This is a genomic window from Escherichia sp. MOD1-EC6098, assembly GCF_002965865.1.
Classification (GTDB): Bacteria; Pseudomonadota; Gammaproteobacteria; order Enterobacterales; family Enterobacteriaceae; genus Escherichia; species Escherichia marmotae.
Window position 1 is genome coordinate 158,183 of the sequence record NZ_PTSN01000005.1, and the last position, 17,038, is coordinate 175,220.

At 52.0% G+C, this 17,038-nt stretch carries 12 protein-coding genes; 7 read left to right on the forward strand and 5 right to left on the reverse strand.

Annotated features, from left to right (window positions below; genetic code table 11):
- The first annotated feature begins 386 nt into the window (after positions 1-386).
- The 3 genes from C0K55_RS08120 to licT are packed head-to-tail and all read left to right on the forward strand — an operon-like array spanning position 387 to position 4,524.
- Complete coding sequence (locus tag C0K55_RS08120; RefSeq protein WP_105266256.1) at positions 387-2,267, forward strand: beta-glucoside-specific PTS transporter subunit IIABC; 1,881 nt, start codon at positions 387-389, stop codon at positions 2,265-2,267.
- Complete coding sequence (locus C0K55_RS08125) at positions 2,264-3,688, forward strand: glycoside hydrolase family 1 protein (protein ID WP_000640262.1); 1,425 nt, start codon at positions 2,264-2,266, stop codon at positions 3,686-3,688. The genes C0K55_RS08120 and C0K55_RS08125 overlap by 4 nt, the downstream gene beginning before the upstream one ends.
- Entirely contained in the window at positions 3,685-4,524 is an 840-nt protein-coding gene (gene licT, locus C0K55_RS08130) for a BglG family transcription antiterminator LicT (RefSeq protein ID WP_000636962.1), read from the forward strand. The genes C0K55_RS08125 and licT overlap by 4 nt, the downstream gene beginning before the upstream one ends.
- A 282-nt stretch (positions 4,525-4,806) precedes the next feature.
- On the opposite strand, the gene C0K55_RS08140 is transcribed toward licT, so the two are convergent.
- From C0K55_RS08140 to tamA, 3 genes are read right to left on the reverse strand one after another with little or no spacing between them, the layout of a single operon-like run.
- Complete coding sequence (locus C0K55_RS08140) at positions 4,807-5,151, reverse strand: gamma-glutamylcyclotransferase family protein (protein WP_001219159.1); 345 nt, start codon at positions 5,149-5,151, stop codon at positions 4,807-4,809.
- A gap of 2 nt (positions 5,152-5,153) precedes the next feature.
- Complete coding sequence (gene tamB, locus C0K55_RS08145; RefSeq protein WP_000060863.1) at positions 5,154-8,933, reverse strand: autotransporter assembly complex protein TamB; 3,780 nt, start codon at positions 8,931-8,933, stop codon at positions 5,154-5,156.
- Complete coding sequence (tamA, locus tag C0K55_RS08150) at positions 8,930-10,663, reverse strand: autotransporter assembly complex protein TamA (protein WP_001269290.1); 1,734 nt, start codon at positions 10,661-10,663, stop codon at positions 8,930-8,932. Before tamA ends, tamB begins: the two co-directional genes overlap by 4 nt.
- Before the next feature lie 205 nt (positions 10,664-10,868).
- Here tamA and msrA point away from each other — a divergent pair, with 205 nt between their 5' ends.
- Positions 10,869-11,507: a peptide-methionine (S)-S-oxide reductase MsrA gene (msrA, locus tag C0K55_RS08160; protein WP_105266257.1), complete on the forward strand. Its 639-nt coding sequence runs from the start codon at positions 10,869-10,871 to the stop codon at positions 11,505-11,507.
- A gap of 187 nt (positions 11,508-11,694) precedes the next feature.
- Positions 11,695-13,044, forward strand: a complete 1,350-nt coding sequence (locus C0K55_RS08165; protein WP_001517648.1) for a hemolysin family protein — start codon at positions 11,695-11,697, stop codon at positions 13,042-13,044.
- 60 nt (positions 13,045-13,104) lie between these two features.
- On the opposite strand, the gene C0K55_RS08170 is transcribed toward C0K55_RS08165, so the two are convergent.
- Entirely contained in the window at positions 13,105-13,311 is a 207-nt protein-coding gene (locus C0K55_RS08170; RefSeq protein WP_000689228.1) for a DUF1107 domain-containing protein, read from the reverse strand.
- Between the two features lie 324 nt (positions 13,312-13,635).
- Here C0K55_RS08170 and C0K55_RS08175 point away from each other — a divergent pair, with 324 nt between their 5' ends.
- Complete coding sequence (locus tag C0K55_RS08175) at positions 13,636-14,193, forward strand: YtfJ family protein (protein WP_001517647.1); 558 nt, start codon at positions 13,636-13,638, stop codon at positions 14,191-14,193.
- Here C0K55_RS08175 and cysQ read toward each other — a convergent pair.
- Complete coding sequence (gene cysQ / locus C0K55_RS08180; RefSeq protein WP_000886881.1) at positions 14,183-14,923, reverse strand: 3'(2'),5'-bisphosphate nucleotidase CysQ; 741 nt, start codon at positions 14,921-14,923, stop codon at positions 14,183-14,185. The two genes, C0K55_RS08175 and cysQ, sit on opposite strands and share 11 nt — an antisense overlap.
- 171 nt (positions 14,924-15,094) lie before the next feature.
- Between cysQ and cpdB the strand changes: the two genes are divergently transcribed.
- Positions 15,095-17,038 carry a 2',3'-cyclic-nucleotide 2'-phosphodiesterase gene (cpdB, locus tag C0K55_RS08185; RefSeq protein ID WP_016262813.1) on the forward strand — a complete coding sequence of 648 codons (1,944 nt, stop codon included), beginning with the start codon at positions 15,095-15,097 and terminating at the stop codon, positions 17,036-17,038.

Consider the following 17,038-nt stretch of genomic DNA (forward strand, 5'->3'; position numbering starts at 1 on the left):
ACGAGTATATCGTAATAACCCTGAACACCGGGCTTCGGTTAGTAAGGGTTTTTATTTTATATTGACACCTGTTTTGTCTTGCAAAAAACAACCGAACCCGGTGTTGGTAAGGCACAAAGCCCTTCTTATCACATGAATGGTAGACACGTGTTTGGGTAAAACATAGAGGTTCACCTGAAACCGTCATAATTTCATTCAATGCAGATCACGTTTTTTCTCTATACCGATTGAAAGACAACAACATCACTTAGATAATCTGTCGAAATAACCCATTTCTATGATGGCGTGCTACTGCGAAAGCAGGCAAGACCAAAATAGAAATGCTCTCCCGCCAAGGGGAGCATTTCTATTTTGGTCTTTTTTTTTGCCTCAACCCAGGGAACACTATGAACTATAACGAAACAGCAGACAAAATCCTCCACTCGGTGGGTGGTGCGGAGAATATCCGAATGCTCACCCACTGCGCGACCCGCTTGCGCATGGAGTTTAACGATCGCGCAAAGGTTAACGATACGCAGATTGGCGCTATCCCCGGCGTGATAAGCGTGGTGGAGAAAGGCGGTCAGTTCCAGATTGTTATCGGCAATGAGGTGCAGCAGGTTTATCGCCTGCTCAATAAGGCGCTGCCGGAGAAGAAAGGCCCCTCAAGCGGTGGCAAAAACGCCAAACCCACCGGTATCATCGCACGCATTATCAGCGTGATTTCGACCACCTTCACCCCAGTGATCCCGGCCATTACCGGCGCCGGGATGATCAAGGCGCTGCTGGCTATCCTCAAACTAACGGGCGTGATTAGCGAAACCAGTTCAACCTATCAGCTACTCAACATTATTGCCGACGCGGCCTTCTTCTTCCTACCAGTGCTGCTGGCCTACGGGGCATCGCTGAAATTTGAATGTAACCCGATTCTGGCGATGACCCTCGCGGGCGTACTGCTGCATCCGGGCATCGGCCAGATGCTGGCAGCGGGGAAAGCGGTTGATTTTGTCGGTATCAACGTCCTGCTTTCCGATTACGCCGGGTCAGTGCTGCCGATTATTCTGACGGTCTGGCTGATGTCGTGGGTGGAGCGCTTCGCGGAGAAGGTTTCGCCGTCGATCATTAAGTTCTTTGTTAAGCCGATGCTGATCCTGTTGATCACCGCGCCACTGGCGCTGGTGCTCGTCGGCCCTGCGGGTATTTTGCTTAACGATCTGGTGGCGGCTGGCGCGGGCGCTATTGATCGCCACGCCAGTTGGTTAATTCCGATGCTGATGGGCGCTCTGCAACCCTTCCTGATTATTACCGGCACCGCCTGGGCGATGACGCCAATCGCTACCGGTCAGTTGAGTAAAAACGGTTTTGAGATGATCAACGGGCCGGGAATGCTGGCGTCAAACGTGGCAATGGGCGCGGCGACGCTGTGCGTGGCGCTGAAAACCAAAAATAACAACCTGCGCCAGTTGGCCTCATCATCGGGCTTTACCGCGCTGCTGGGGATCACCGAACCGGCACTGTACGGGGTATTACTCAAGTTCCGCCGGGTACTGATTGCCGCGATGATCGGTGGCGGCTGCGCCGGGATTTATGCTGGTGTGAGCGGTCTGGTGCGCTATGCGTTTGTCTCCCCAGGACTTGCGGCGCTGCCGGCGTTTATCGGTGAAAACCCGATGAATATCGTCCATGCGCTAGTGACCTGTGCGATTTCTATCGCAGTAACCTTTGCCCTAACCTGGTTTATCGCCTTTAAAGATACGCCTGAAGAGCAAGAAGAGGTCAGCGAGGCTCCGCAGCCTGTCGTTAGCCCGAAAATTGAGGGTGAGATTGAAGTACTCAGCCCGCTGCGCGGTCAGGTGATGGCGCTGAACGAAGTGAATGATGATGTCTTTTCCGGTGGCCTGCTGGGAGAAGGCGTGGCGATCCAACCACAGGAAGGGGTTCTGCGTGCGCCGTTTAACGGTACTGTAATGATGTTTCTACCTTCCTGCCACGCCGTTGGTTTACAAAGTGAAAGCGGACTTGAGCTGCTGATCCATATCGGTATCGATACCGTTAATCTTAACGGCCAGCACTTTAGCTCATCGCTGAAAGTAGGCGACAAGGTGGAGGTCGGACAGGAGCTAATCCGCTTTGATATCCCCGCCATCGAACAGGCCGGGTATGACCTGATTACCCCGGTGATTGTGGTCAATGGCGACGAGCAGCACTCCCTGCGCCTTACCACCGCCGCGCAGGTCGATTACGGCGAACAACTGATGGTGCAATCCGCTAAGGAGGTGCAGGTATGATTTATCAAAAGAAAACGCAGTTCCCGGACGGTTTTCTGTGGGGCGCGTCCACTTCGGCCTATCAGGTTGAGGGCGCGTGGAATGAAGACGGTAAAGGACCGTCGGTAGTCGACATGCTCAGCCATCCGCCGGGAACGGCTGACTTCCGCATTGCCAGCGATCACTATCATCGCGTGGAGGAAGACGTAGCGCTGATGGCGCAGATGGGGCTGAAGGCCTACCGCTTTTCGGTGGCCTGGTCGCGGGTGATACCTGACGGTGATGGCCCGGTGAATCCGGACGGGTTAGCCTTTTATCACCGCCTGATCGACGCCCTGACACGCCACGGAATAACCCCCATCGTCACGTTGTATCATTTCGACTTGCCCTGGGCTCTGGAGTTGAAAGGCGGCTGGCTGAACCGCAAAACCGGGGAGGCGTTTGTTCGTTACGCCCGTCTGCTGTTCAGCGAGTTTGCCGATAAAGTCCCGCTATGGCTGACGATTAACGAACAGAACACCATGATCCTGCATCCCGGCGCGATTGGCGTACCCGCCAATCGTGAACTGCCGGATAAGAAGGCGCTGTACCAGCAGAATCATCATATGATGCTGGCTCAGGCGCAGATCTTCGCCCTGTGCCACCGCGAATTCCCTGGGCTGCGCATCGGCCCGGCGATAAACACCACTTCGATGTACGCCGAAAGTTGCAAACCGGAAGACGCTATTGCCGCGCATAACTGGGAAACGCTGCGCTGCTGGAGTTTTTTAGATGTAGCGGTACATGGTCGCTACAACGCCCTGGCGTGGGCGTATTTGCAGGATCGCGGCCTCGCGCCGGAAATGCAGCCAGAAGATGCGCTGATTTTACAGCAGGGGCGGCCGGATTTTATCGCCATTAACTACTACTCAACCGCGACGATTGCTGCCAGCCGGGGCGATGGTGCCGATGTTGCCCCCCGCGCGGGCGATCAACAAATTATGCTGGGCGAAGAGGGCGTTTATCGGCCAGCGGAAAATCCGTGGGTCGGCAAAACGCCTTACGGCTGGGTCGTTGATCCGGTGGGATTGCGCCTGACGCTGCGTAAAGTGTGCGAGCGCTACGGCCTGCCGATTCTGATCAGCGAAAACGGTATGGGCGCACCGGATAAGCTGGAGCATGATGGGACGGTGAATGACGATTACCGTATCGCTTTCCTTGAAGCGCACATTGAGCAAATGCGTCTGGCAATTGCTGACGGCGTCGAGCTGATGGGCTACTGCCCATGGGCAGCAATTGATGTGGTAAGCACTCACCAGGGATACGCTAAGCGCTACGGTTTTATTTATGTCGATCGCGGCGAGGATGATCTGAAGAGTTTGCAAAGGATCCGCAAACGCAGTTTCTGGTGGTATAAGGATGTCATCGCGCAAAACGGTAACCACAACGAGTCTCAGAGATGATTGTTCAGAAGGTGCTCAATAATAGCCTGGTGCTCTCCCTTGATGACGATAACAGGGAAGTTATCGTCATGGGGAAAGGTATTGGCTTCAACAGCAGACCCGGGGACGAGATCGCCCCGGAGCAGATAGAGAAGCTATTTGTAACCCAGACGCTTGACGAACGCAGCGGCTATCTTGAGGCACTTTCCGCTATACCGGATGAAGTCATCGAAATGGCTGCGATGATTATTTCCCGTGCCAACATGCAGCTTTCGAGCAAAGTTCGTGAGCAGATTTTCTTTACCCTTGCCGATCACCTGGCTTTTGCCATCGAGCGCAGCCGCAAAGGGATCACCATTCAAAACCGCCTACTACCGGAGGTCAGGCGGTTTTATCCACAACAGTTCCACATCGCCAGCGAGGCTGTAACCATTATTCGCCAGCAGTACGGTATTGAACTACCGGAAGAGGAAGCCGGGAATATCGCTTTTCATCTTGTGAATGGTCAGAGCGAAGGCGACGACGTAGCGCAAACCATGCAGTCAGTGAAAATGTTGAAGGATATTTTTAATCTCGTGCAGTACCACTTTAAGCAGGAGATCGACACTGAATCGATTAATTACTCACGTTTTCTTATCCATATGCAGTTTTTCCTTCAGCGTTTACAGGAGGGAGAACTGGATAGCTCGCGGGACAGTTTCCTGCTAGTGCAAGTGATTAAAGAGTATCCAGAAGCCTGGCAGTGTACGCTACTGATCCGCGATTATATCAAGGTTCAACTCGGTATCACCCTCAGAGGTAACGAACTGCTATGGCTCACAGTCCATCTGGTGAGGATAACTGGACTTGATGCATAAACAGGATGCCTCTAATCGTTTAAATTGACGTATAACATTTGCTTTTGAGAACGCATCTTGCCTGTTCAGAGCCGCTTGCTGGAAATAAGCCGCTCCTGCTCATTCTCACCATTTAAATTGCGAGATGTTTTACCCCTGCGCATTAATGAACACCAGCAGCGTTTTTTATGCGTTAACAGATATAGAAAGCGACTCGGAAGGAAAAGAAACAGGCGGGAAAGTTACAAAACAGAATGCGTGTCGTCTCGCAAAAACAACGCCACCCGAAGGTGGCGTGTTTAATTATGGCTTATCCCTGTCTAACCAGTCGCCGCTTGCAATCAGCTTTAATCCATCGACGGGTCGTTGATATACGTACATCCATGCACTCCCGTACGGCGTCTGAATCAACTGGCGCGCGTATTCACCGCCCCTGGTGCGCAAGGCATCAAGTTCGGCCAGCGTGGCGTTGTCAATACGATAAACTTCACCGTGTACCGTTCCGTTCCCCGGAACTGCGCCTGGATAGTGGCCCAGGCTATACAACTGGTAGTTATCGATACTGAAATCGCCCAGCAACTGGGCATTGGTCATCCAGTGGCTGTTGCCTTGTTTGTGGCGTAAACTGCCGTAGACAAATATTCGCATAGCTAAAACTCGAACTGATAGAGCAAATCCAGTGCCTGGTCTACACCAGACACGGCTTCCAGATATAGCTTCGGCATCAGGCGATAACGTAACGTGAGTGTTGCTATAGAGTCAAATATCCCCACGCCGTATTTCACTTGTAGGCCTGGTAATACATAGCCGCTGACCACCACCTGGGAGGAATCGCCTACCCCCTCGGTGTCGAGCGCTAAATTACTTACGCCAAATGTCTCACCGATTTTACCCACAATCTGACCACTTTGTGCAACCCCCAGACCAATCAGCATCGAGGTCATCGCCGCGCTGTCACTCTGATCGCTCTCCAGCCCTTGTCCGCGTAACAAGTAGGACAATGCCGCCTGTTGTGACATCGCCGGGTCAGAGAAGATCTCCGCTTTCGGCTCATCCGCCAGCCCGGTGACACGAACACCGGCGATCACGTCGTCTTCTGTTGCATCCGGGTTACGAATCGCTTCGATATTGAGATACGGTTGATCCGGCGGGCCAGAGAACAGCAGTTCACCTTTACGCACAATCAGATCCTGACCATAGGCATGGAAGCGACCTTCCGGAATGTTGATCTGCCCGTTCAGACCCAGACCTTGTTTGTCCTGTACGACATTGAGATCGCCCGTCAGTCGCGCTTTCAGGCCGAAGGCATCAATGCGCACATTGTTGCCAACGTGAACAATCAGGTTGCTGTTGATCGGAATCGATGCCGTTTTCGCCTCCTCCGGTTGCAGGTTATCGTTGAGCATTACCACATCGCTGGAGACGCCCACCGCACTTTCCGGTAGATCGTGCACCACAATGCGCGCCCACGGTACATCCACGCGGCCATCGAGGGTAAACAGGCTTGGTGTGGCTTCGAATACGACATCTGGCGACACATCCATGCGCACCATCGGCGGTACGGTGATCCGCACCTTACTGCCTTTTGCCGTCACCCGCGCACGCCAGTTTTCAATCTGACTCCAGTCAGCATCACCGTTCAGGTAAATTTCCCCCTGCTGGGTTCGCACAGTGCCCGCCAGCGTCGAGCGCATACCGTTAAAGTTGACCGCAAGCTGGCTCGGCTGCATATCAAACGGCATAAAGTTGCCATCGATATCCACACCAGTGACCTGGAGCTGACCAAACAACTGCGGGCTCTGCACATCACCGCCCAGACGTAAGTTGGCGCTCACCATACCCGCCGCTTTTTCACCACGCGTAAAGATGGGGTTTACCATCGCGAGGTTGAAGTTACGGATATTCACGTTGCCGCCGAGGTTACGCCGCCCTTGAGGATCGGTTACCTGCACCTGACCATCAAACTGACCGTTATTAGTCAGACGGATTGTCCAGCCCAGCTCGGCACGGTTATTACGCAACTCCGCCGTCAGGTTCAGCGTCTGAAACGCTACTGGCAGCGCCGCATCGTTGACGGTTTGCGTCACCTGCACGTTACGCCCGGAAAGAGTAACACTGCCCTGCGGCAGCCCTTCTTTGGTGGTATCCCAGGCGACATCCGCTTTACCTGTAAAGATACCGCTGGCCTGAGTGGTTTCCGGCATAAACGGCTTCAGCATTGCCAGGTCGAAACGGTTGAGATTCACCACCGCACGCCCTTCAGCCCCGGCATCAATGGTTTGCGGCACGCACAGTTCCGCATTCGGGTTAAGCCAGCAGTGTGGCCCGATGCTGATTTTTTGCTCCTGATTGCGGTAGTCCAGTGCGATATCACGCGTCAGCGACCACGGGCCGACCGGCGTCTGGAAGCGCGTATTGCTAAGTGTTCCCTTCCAACGTTCTTCTTTGCGATCAAAACTCCCTGCCAGATTGAGCTGCCCGGAAACCGGCTCGCCCTGAATCCGCAGTTGTAACTCGTGCTGCTTTTCGCTGCCTTTCGCGTTCAGAGTGACGAGGTTGATATTCACATCCGGTTGCGAGATTTGCTCAACGCGCACGTCGAGTTTACCCGCAATCTGATCGGTGGATTTGATATCGCCTTCCACACGAACCTGCGCTACGGAGAGTTCCTGCCAACGCAAACCGCGCGCGGTAATATCTGCCAGTAGTTGTGGCGCTTCCACAGTACCGCGTACTTTCACCAACCCTTTCGCTGTACCACCCAGTCCTGGTAGCGCATTATCCAGCCCCGGCGCGTTGATGGTGGCATCAAGATTGAGATCTTTTACCCCCAACTCGCCTTTCACTTCGGCACTGTTTGGCCCCAGTTCCAGATGCAGACCTGGGATCGTCCACTGCATATAACTGTTGCCTTTCAGCGTTCCGTCAACGTTCACTTTGTTCTGTTTAACATTGCCGGTCAGCTTCAACTCTGGTACGTCCATCTGCCAGGTGCCGCCGTACAGGCTGCCTCGGGTTTTGATCAAACCATTGAGTTTTGACGGCCACTCCGGGAACTCTTTCGCAGTGTTAATGCCGTTAAGCGTTAACTCACCACGCCAGCTAATCGCCTGCTGCCAGTCGAGTAACGCTTTCAACTCGGTTTTCCCTTCCAGCGCTGCGACGGTAAGTTTGTCGAGATTAACCTGCTGTTCATTGCCCTTTGCATCGAGGGTAATGGTCGCTGGCGGGATCTCATGCCCCTTCACCGCCATGTGCATAGAGAGCGTGTAATCAGTCATTTTTCCGGTGAGTTTCAGTTTCAGATCATCCGCCTGATACTGCTTCTCGCCAGTAAACGGCCAGTAAAGCTGTTTGCTGTTTACTTCCACGTTGAGCGGCAATCCGACTTCTGCCAGCCGCGTCTGGGCGCGCAGATCCATATCCACCGGACCGGAAAGATTAACGCCAATCTCCAGTTGTTCGCGCAGCGCACCACCCACTTTCAGCTTCACTTTTTCGCCTTTTAGTGGCTCCACGTTCAGTGTGCTATTGAGGGTGATATCTACCGGCCAGTTATTGGACAGTTGCGCCGTGCCACTGGCATTAACGCTCCCCTGATTAGAGTCGATATCAAGTGCGTCCAGTTTGGTATTGCCATCGATGCTACTGACTTTCAGCAGCATGGTGTGCACGGTGATGTCCGTGTCGCCCGTCACGCGCAGTTGCTCACCCTTAAACTCTTCAATGTTCAGGTTGAGCGGCAAATGTACGTCGGTCATCTCCGGTAATACCGGGCGAGAAAAGAGATCTTTCAGCGTTTCGCCCAGCGGTTTTTCATCCGGCTGCGGATTTTCAATCTTCGGTTCGACAACTTCTTCCTGCGCCACTTCTGCCACTTTCGGCAGGGCAATCAACAGCCCTTTCAGCGATGTCGGTTTCAGGGTCAGGGTTTTCTCTTGCCAGTTCAGACCGGAGGTGAAGTCCATCACCGACACCGTAGTGTCATCAATCTTAATGTTGACGTTATCCAGCGCTACCCGCGTCAGGGTGATGGGATATGGCGTAGAGAGATCCAGCGGCCCGCTATCTTCCTCTTCCTCCGCTTGCTCTGAAGGGGGCATTTTTTTACTGTCGATGTTGACCTGAATATCCTTCAGTGCCAAATCGTTAATACAAACACTGCTGTCCCACAGGCACTCCAGCCCGACCGCCAGATGCAGATTGCCCGCTTTTACCGCCACGCCTGGCTGCTCATAACGAACGTCAGACAAGGTAAGGTCGCGCCAGCCACCGGTGACCTTGCCAATATCCAGCCCTGGCACCCAACGGTCTGCCGCTTTAAATACCAGATGCAGGCCGCTGGTGGTGCCCACCAGAAACGCCACTGATCCCAGCAACAGTAAAATAACGATGACTACGCCGAGGCTGATTTTTTTCCATAAACTCATAATTCTGGCCCCAGACCGATGTAAAACTGTAAACCATGCTCGTCTTTGTCAGCGACCGGAACGGCGAAATCGAGCTTGATCGGCCCGACCGGCGATTCCCAACGCACGCCAACCCCGGTGCCGGTTTTAAAGTCACTGCGGCGAATATCGCTTACCGCTTCGCCGCTATCGACAAACACCGCGCCCCACCATTTTCCGGTCACGTTGTACTGATACTCCAGCGATCCGGTAATTAGCTTTGATGCCCCTTTCAAGTCACCATTGGCGTATTTCGGAGCGATCGATTTGTATTTATAGCCGCGAATACTGCGGTCGCCCCCGGCGAAGAAACGTAAATCCGGCGGTACTTTGTCGAAGTCACCGGTTTCAATCCAGCCCAGCGTGCCGCGAGTGACAAAGCGATGGCGATCGTAAAGTGTGCGGATCCAGACGTTCTGCGCCTGGAATACGGAGAAATCGACATCCGATCCCCAGGCGGTGTTGGAGTAGTCGATAGAGTAACGCTGCGAGTCGCCCCAGGTCGGCATCAGGCCGCCGCGTGATCGCGTCCGGCTAATCATGACCCCAGGATAAAACAGCATCGTGGTGTTAGTGATTTCACCCTGAGTAAAGTGGTCGAGACTCCAGCGCAGGTTAATGGCACGCTGCCAGCCACTGGAAAGATCCCAGTAACGGGAAGCAACCAGGGTGGTGGAATCGGATTCGGTATCATTCAGATCAGTACGCTTAAAACCACCCTGTACCAGATAGTATTGTTCCAGTGGGTTCTTAAGCAGCGGCATTTTATAACTAAAATCGAGAGTCTGTTCCGGTGCAGAGATACTTGTGCTGGTGGTCAGGCTGTGACCGTAAGAGTTCATCCACGGCTTTTTCCACGAGGCTTTAACTCGTGGGCCAACGTCCGTTGAGTACCCGACCCCGGTTTCAATGGTGTTTTCCGTGCGCGGCGAAACGACGCCAGTCAGTGGCAATACTTTAGTTTCTCGCGCTTTATCAAACTGCGGTGCAACCACCACCGAGTTAAACCAACCAGTAGCGGAGAGACGGCGGTTCAGTTCCGCCAGATCTTTAGATTCGTACTCATCGCCCTCTTTAAACGGCACCAGATTTTGCAGGTACTCATCGCGGATCTGTGAACCTTCGAAGGTCACATGCCCAAAGCGGTAGCGTTCGCCACTGTTGTAATCAATATCCCAGTAGGCTTTATGCAAGCCAAGTGCGATACCCAACTGTGCTTTGGTAAATTCGCTATCGAAATAGCCTTTACGCAACGCGATGCTGGTTAAGGACTTTTTGAAATTTTCGTAGTCGCCCTGATTCAGCACCGTGCCTATAGCCGGGCGGGTATCGAGCAACTTCAAATAGTCTTTATCAGTCCGCGCACCGCCGCGCAAAACCACATCAGTGCCGCCAATCAACACCGGCACGCCGGGCGTGACTTTGGCGATCAACACCTGCCGCCCCTTCTTTGGCGGTGGTCGGAGATCAAATTCAATGGTCGGCTGGTAATAGCCCAGCGCCTTCAGACCTTCGCGGATGGCATCATCAACACGTGCGCGAAAGCGCCGATCTGGCGTAACTTCATCACTTTCAATCGTAGAAAGCTGCGCACGAACGTTCTTTTCTAGCTGCCCCGATAACCCTTCGACCTGTAGACGGACGTTCGCGGCGACGGCAGCTCCGCTAAAGCAGAGTAAGCTTACACAGCATAACTGTCGGATATAGCGCACATTTTCTCCTGAATATCCTTTGTTCCTGCCCCTGGAACTCCGTTAAACGGCTTAACAAAAATCCAGCCATATGGATTTAAAAGCAGACTAAACCCAAAATATTTCTTATGGTTTACTTTATACACATTCACGGGGGTTATTGTGTGCAAATACGTCTCTTGTTACAACCTAATCCCCAAAGGCCGACTTTCGGGAGAGCAACACTATGAGTTTATTTGATAAAAAGCATCTGGTTTCCCCCGCCGATGCCCTTCCTGGACGTAATACCCCGATGCCTGTAGCCACATTGCATGCGGTCAACGGCCACTCAATGACCAATGTGCCTGACGGAATGGAGATCGCCATTTTTGCTATGGGCTGTTTCTGGGGCGTGGAACGCCTTTTCTGGCAACTTCCCGGTGTTTACAGCACTGCCGCAGGCTATACCGGCGGTTACACGCCAAACCCGACCTATCGGGAAGTGTGTTCTGGTGATACCGGCCACGCCGAAGCGGTACGCGTGGTTTACGATCCGTCAGTGATCAGCTACGAACAACTGTTACAGGTATTCTGGGAGAATCACGATCCCGCACAAGGGATGCGTCAGGGCAATGACCACGGCGCGCAGTATCGTTCCGCAATTTACCCGCTGACACCAGAACAGGACGCTGCCGCCCGCGCCAGTCTGGAACGTTTTCAGGCCGCAATGCTCACCGTCGGTGACGATCGCCAGATAACCACCGAGATCGCCAACGCTACACCGTTTTATTATGCCGAAGATGACCACCAACAATATCTGCACAAAAACCCATATGGCTATTGTGGAATTGGTGGGATCGGCGTTTGCCTGCCGCCTGAAGCGTAGCAATAAAAGGCTGAACTAAAGCGAAATGAAGCAAAAATTTAACCCTCTGGCGACTTTACAGAACCTTACGCTATACTAGCCACTGAAAATGTCGGTTCACTCTCTTCGAACCGGCTTTCAATGTGTATTTCGCACAAATTAATCAACTTCCCCTTCCGAGGATCTGACCTGAACGGTCGGATAAGATATGTTAAACAGTATTTTAGTCATACTATGCTTGATCGCTGTGAGTGCGTTCTTCTCGATGTCCGAGATCTCGCTTGCCGCCTCACGCAAAATCAAACTTAAACTGCTGGCTGATGAAGGCAATATAAACGCCCAGCGAGTTCTGGATATGCAGGAAAATCCCGGCATGTTCTTTACCGTGGTGCAAATTGGTCTGAACGCGGTGGCGATACTCGGTGGTATCGTCGGTGATGCGGCGTTCTCTCCGGCTTTTAACAGCCTGTTCTCTCGCTATATATCAGCGGAACTCTCTGAGCAACTGAGCTTTATTCTCTCTTTCTCATTAGTGACTGGCATGTTTATTCTGTTTGCGGATTTAACCCCGAAACGCATCGGTATGATTGCGCCAGAAGCTGTGGCTTTGCGTATCATCAACCCGATGCGCTTCTGCCTGTTCGTCTGCACCCCTCTGGTGTGGTTTTTCAACGGCCTGGCAAACATGATCTTCCGTATCTTTAAATTGCCGATGGTACGTAAAGATGACATCACTTCTGATGACATCTACGCGGTGGTGGAAGCCGGTGCACTGGCTGGAGTACTGCGTAAACAGGAACACGAGCTGATCGAAAACGTGTTTGAACTGGAATCCCGTACCGTGCCGTCTTCCATGACGCCGCGTGAAAACGTGATTTGGTTCGATCTCCATGAAGATGAGCAAAGTCTGAAGAATAAAGTGGCGGAGCATCCACACTCAAAATTCCTCGTCTGTAATGAAGATATCGACCACATCATCGGCTATGTGGACTCGAAAGATCTGCTGAACCGCGTGCTGGCTAATCAAAGCCTGGCACTGAATAGCGGCGTGCAGATTCGCAACACGCTGATCGTGCCTGACACTCTGACCCTCTCTGAGGCGCTGGAAAGTTTTAAAGCTGCGGGCGAAGACTTTGCGGTAATCATGAACGAGTACGCCCTGGTGGTGGGGATAATTACCCTCAACGACGTGATGACCACGTTGATGGGCGATCTGGTCGGTCAGGGGCTGGAAGAACAGATTGTCGCGCGTGATGAGAACTCATGGCTAATCGATGGCGGTACGCCGATTGACGACGTGATGCGTGTGCTGGATATTGACGAGTTCCCGCAGTCGGGCAACTACGAAACCATCGGCGGCTTTATGATGTTTATGCTGCGTAAGATCCCGAAACGCACCGATTCAGTGAAACTCTCCGGCTACAAATTTGAAGTGGTGGATATCGATAACTACCGCATCGACCAACTGCTGGTGACGCGGATCGACAGCAAAGCCACCGCCCTTTCACCGAAACAGCCTGACGCTAAAGATAAAAATAAAGAAGAAAGCGTCGCATAACCCCAGAAACATCAACGGCTCCTGAATCAGGAGCCGTCTTATTACTGCATAGCACGCTGGTTAAGCCATCTCTGTTTGCAGACGCATAACCTGACGGTTAACTTCGGACATCACTGACAAATGCAGCTTATCCTTCACTTTTGGGATAAGAATCTTACCCTTATCAAATTCAAAAGCGCCAACGTCCTTGATGTATAACCGTCCACGGAACAGGATTTTCACGTACTTCGCCACCTGCAGTGGGTTGTACCGTTGGAAAATTTTCATTGTTATCTCCTGCTGAGTATTACGCCTTTGTGGTGCCACAATCGGCCCAACTATTATGAGGCGCAAATTTTAATGCCTGATGACTATAGTCTATCGCTGCAATGTTTCCAGTGTGTATAAAGTTTTTTACCTTAACGTTACAGTTATTCAGAATTATCTTTTCGCCTAACCACAATCTTCAGTATAAGCATTCATTTTTCATATGATTTGTGCGCTTGTCCGCAAACTGGCACCACACTTGCGGGAAATTCGATAAATAGCACATATGATTAAAAGTCCGCCCCAAGTGGTCGGATCACCTGCATACGATAAGAAGGAAACACTATGACCCTACGCAAGATTCTCGCGCTGACTTGCTTGCTACTGCCGATGATGGCCTCCGCGCATAAATTCGAAACCGGTCAGCGAGTACCACCAATTGGCATTGCCGATCGTGGCGAGTTAGTACTTGATAAAGATCAGTTTAGCTACAATACCTGGAACAGCGCACAGTTAGTGGGGAAAGTGCGGGTACTGCAACATATTGCCGGTCGCACCTCCGCAAAAGAGAAAAATGCGACGCTGATTGAAGCGATTAAATCGGCAAAACTGCCGCATGATCGCTACCAGACGACCACCATTGTGAACACCGACGACGCTATCCCCGGTTCAGGTATGTTTGTACGTAGCAGCCTGGAGAGCAATAAAAAGCTCTATCCGTGGTCACAGTTTATTGTCGACAGCAACGGCATCGCACGCAGCGCCTGGCAGTTGGATGAAGAGAGTTCCGCCATTGCAGTGCTGGATAAAGACGGTCGCGTGCAATGGGCAAAAGATGGAGCGCTCACTCAGGAAGAGGTGCAGCAAGTGATGGACTTGCTGCATAAGTTGCTTAATAAATAGAAACCCGGAACCCTGGATTCAGGAAGGATTCACGCGGAGTGTAATCCAGCGGTTTCCCCTGCCAGTCGTGGACGTGTGCTCCGGCAGCGGCAGCCACAGCATGACCGGCAGCGGTGTCCCAAATATTGGTTGGCCCAAAACGCGGGTAGAGCTGAGCCTGCCCTTCCGCCACCAGGCAAAATTTCAGTGAAGAACCGATGGATGTCGTCTGGTGTTCGCCAAGCTGTTGCAGATACTCTTTCAGCTCCGCATCCGCATGGGAACGGCTAATGACGACCAGAGGCGGGCGAGCGTCGCGTACCTGAATCTGCTTGCGCACGCCGCACTCTTCTTTCCAGGCTTTTCCTTCCTCCGCGCTGTACATTACGTTCATTACCGGCGCATACACCACACCTAATATCGGTTTGCCTTTGTCGATCAGCGCAATGTTAACGGTAAATTCGCCATTTCGTTTAATAAACTCTTTGGTGCCGTCCAGCGGATCCACCAGCCAGTAACGTTGCCAGTGCTGGCGGACTTCCCAACCGGGAGGATCTTCTTCAGAAAGAACGGGGATATCCGGCGTCAGTTTACGTAATCCTTCCATGATTACGGTATGCGCGGCGATATCTGCCGCCGTCACCGGAGAGTCATCTGCTTTGTTGGCGACGTCCATCGGTTTAGTCCCGTCGTAGACCTGCATAATGGCATCGCCCGCAATCCGTGCAAGCTGGCATACTTGATCTAACATTCTCCACCTCGTCTCTGTGAGCGGCGTTAACTTATTGTTTTACTTATACCCCATCGCTATAGAATCCGCCAACTGTGATGGCGTCATCGTTTCCTGATTTATTATTTATGGCATCCTTCACGCTCCGTATGAAAGACATTTCATCTTCTCGTTCATAAAAGGATGTCCCTTATGATTAAGTTTAGCGCAACGCTCCTGGCCACGCTGATTGCTGCCAGCGTGAATGCGGCAACAGTCGATCTACGCATAATGGAAACCTCTGATTTGCATAGCAACATGATGGATTTCGATTATTACAAAGACACATCCACAGAAAAATTTGGGCTGGTACGCACCGCGAGCCTGATTAATGACGCGCGCAATGAAGTGAAAAATAGCGTGTTGGTCGATAACGGTGACCTGATTCAGGGCAGCCCGCTGGCGGATTACATGTCGGCTAAAGGATTAAAAGCCGGTGATATTCATCCGGTCTATAAGGCGCTGAATACGCTGGATTATACCGTCGGCACACTCGGCAATCATGAATTTAATTACGGTCTGGATTACCTGAAAAACGCGCTGGCGGGGGCGAAATTCCCCTATATAAATGCCAATGTCATTGACGTAAAAACCAACCAGCCGATGTTTACACCGTATTTAATTAAAGACACCGAAGTAGTCGATAAAGACGGGAAAAAGCAAACGCTGAAAATTGGCTATATCGGCGTCGTGCCACCGCAGATTATGGGATGGGATAAAGCCAATTTATCCGGCAAAGTTACCGTTAACGATATTACCGAAACAGTGCGCAAGTACGTGCCGGAAATGCGCGAGAAAGGTGCCGATGTCGTTGTCGTTCTGGCGCATTCTGGTCTGTCTGCCGATCCGTATAAAGTAATGGCGGAAAACTCAGTTTATTATCTCAGTGAAATTCCGGGCGTTGATGCCATTATGTTTGGTCATGCCCATGCCGTCTTCCCGGGCAAAGATTTTGCTGATATCAAAGGAGTAGATATCGCCAAAGGTACGATTAACGGTGTTCCGGCGGTAATGCCAGGCATGTGGGGCGATCATCTCGGCGTGGTCGATCTGCAACTCAATAATGACAGCGGGAAATGGCAGGTGACGCAAGCAAAAGCGGAAGCTCGCCCGATTTACGATGTCGCCAATAAAAAATCACTCGCCGCTGAAGACAGCAAGTTGGTTGCAACGCTGAAAGCCGATCACGATGCCACACGCCAGTTTGTCAGCAAACCTATCGGGAAATCCGCCGACAATATGTATAGCTATCTGGCGCTGGTACAGGACGATCCGACGGTGCAGGTGGTGAACAACGCGCAAAAAGCGTATGTCGAACATTACATTCAGGGCGATCCGGATCTGGCAAAACTGCCGGTGCTCTCTGCCGCTGCGCCGTTTAAAGTTGGCGGTCGCAAGAACGATCCTGCCAGCTATGTAGAAGTGGAAAAAGGCCAACTGACTTTCCGTAATGCCGCCGATCTCTATCTCTATCCCAATACGCTGATTGTGGTAAAAGCCAGCGGCAAGGAAGTTAAAGAGTGGCTGGAGTGCTCCGCCGGGCAGTTTAACCAGATAGATCCCAACAGCACTAAACCGCAGTCATTAATCAACTGGGATGGCTTCCGTACCTATAACTTTGATGTGATTGACGGCGTGAATTATCAGATTGATGTTACCCAGCCAGCCCGCTATGACGGTGAATGTCAGGTGATTAATGCCAATGCGGAAAGGATTAAGAATCTGACCTTTAATGGTAAACCGATTGATCCGGACGCGATGTTCCTGGTTGCTACCAATAATTATCGTGCATACGGTGGCAAATTTGCCGGAACAGGCGACAGCCATATCGCCTTTGCGTCGCCGGATGAGAACCGTTCGGTGCTGGCAGCGTGGATTGCTGAAGAGTCGAAGCGTGCAGGAGAAATTCACCCAGCGGCAGATAATAACTGGCGTTTAGCGCCGATTGCCGGTGATAAAAAACTGGATATTCGTTTTGAAACGTCCCCGTCCGATAAAGCCGCAGACTTTATTAAAGAGAAGGGTCAGTATCCGATGAATAAAGTCGCGACTGATGATATCGGGTTTGCGATTTATCAGGTGGATTTGAGTAAGTAA

Excerpts from the sequence above, each read along its gene's own strand:
- cpdB (WP_016262813.1), top strand. The coding sequence starts at position 15,095 with ATGATTAAGTTTAGCGCAACGCTCCTGGCCACGCTGATTGCTGCCAGC.
- licT (WP_000636962.1), top strand. The coding sequence starts at position 3,685 with ATGATTGTTCAGAAGGTGCTCAATAATAGCCTGGTGCTCTCCCTTGAT.
- C0K55_RS08165 (WP_001517648.1), top strand. The coding sequence starts at position 11,695 with ATGTTAAACAGTATTTTAGTCATACTATGCTTGATCGCTGTGAGTGCG.
- C0K55_RS08120 (WP_105266256.1), top strand. The coding sequence starts at position 387 with ATGAACTATAACGAAACAGCAGACAAAATCCTCCACTCGGTGGGTGGT.
- msrA (WP_105266257.1), top strand. The coding sequence starts at position 10,869 with ATGAGTTTATTTGATAAAAAGCATCTGGTTTCCCCCGCCGATGCCCTT.
- C0K55_RS08140 (WP_001219159.1), bottom strand. The coding sequence starts at position 5,151 with ATGCGAATATTTGTCTACGGCAGTTTACGCCACAAACAAGGCAACAGC.
- cysQ (WP_000886881.1), bottom strand. The coding sequence starts at position 14,923 with ATGTTAGATCAAGTATGCCAGCTTGCACGGATTGCGGGCGATGCCATT.
- C0K55_RS08125 (WP_000640262.1), top strand. The coding sequence starts at position 2,264 with ATGATTTATCAAAAGAAAACGCAGTTCCCGGACGGTTTTCTGTGGGGC.
- C0K55_RS08170 (WP_000689228.1), bottom strand. The coding sequence starts at position 13,311 with ATGAAAATTTTCCAACGGTACAACCCACTGCAGGTGGCGAAGTACGTG.
- tamB (WP_000060863.1), bottom strand. The coding sequence starts at position 8,933 with ATGAGTTTATGGAAAAAAATCAGCCTCGGCGTAGTCATCGTTATTTTA.
- C0K55_RS08175 (WP_001517647.1), top strand. The coding sequence starts at position 13,636 with ATGACCCTACGCAAGATTCTCGCGCTGACTTGCTTGCTACTGCCGATG.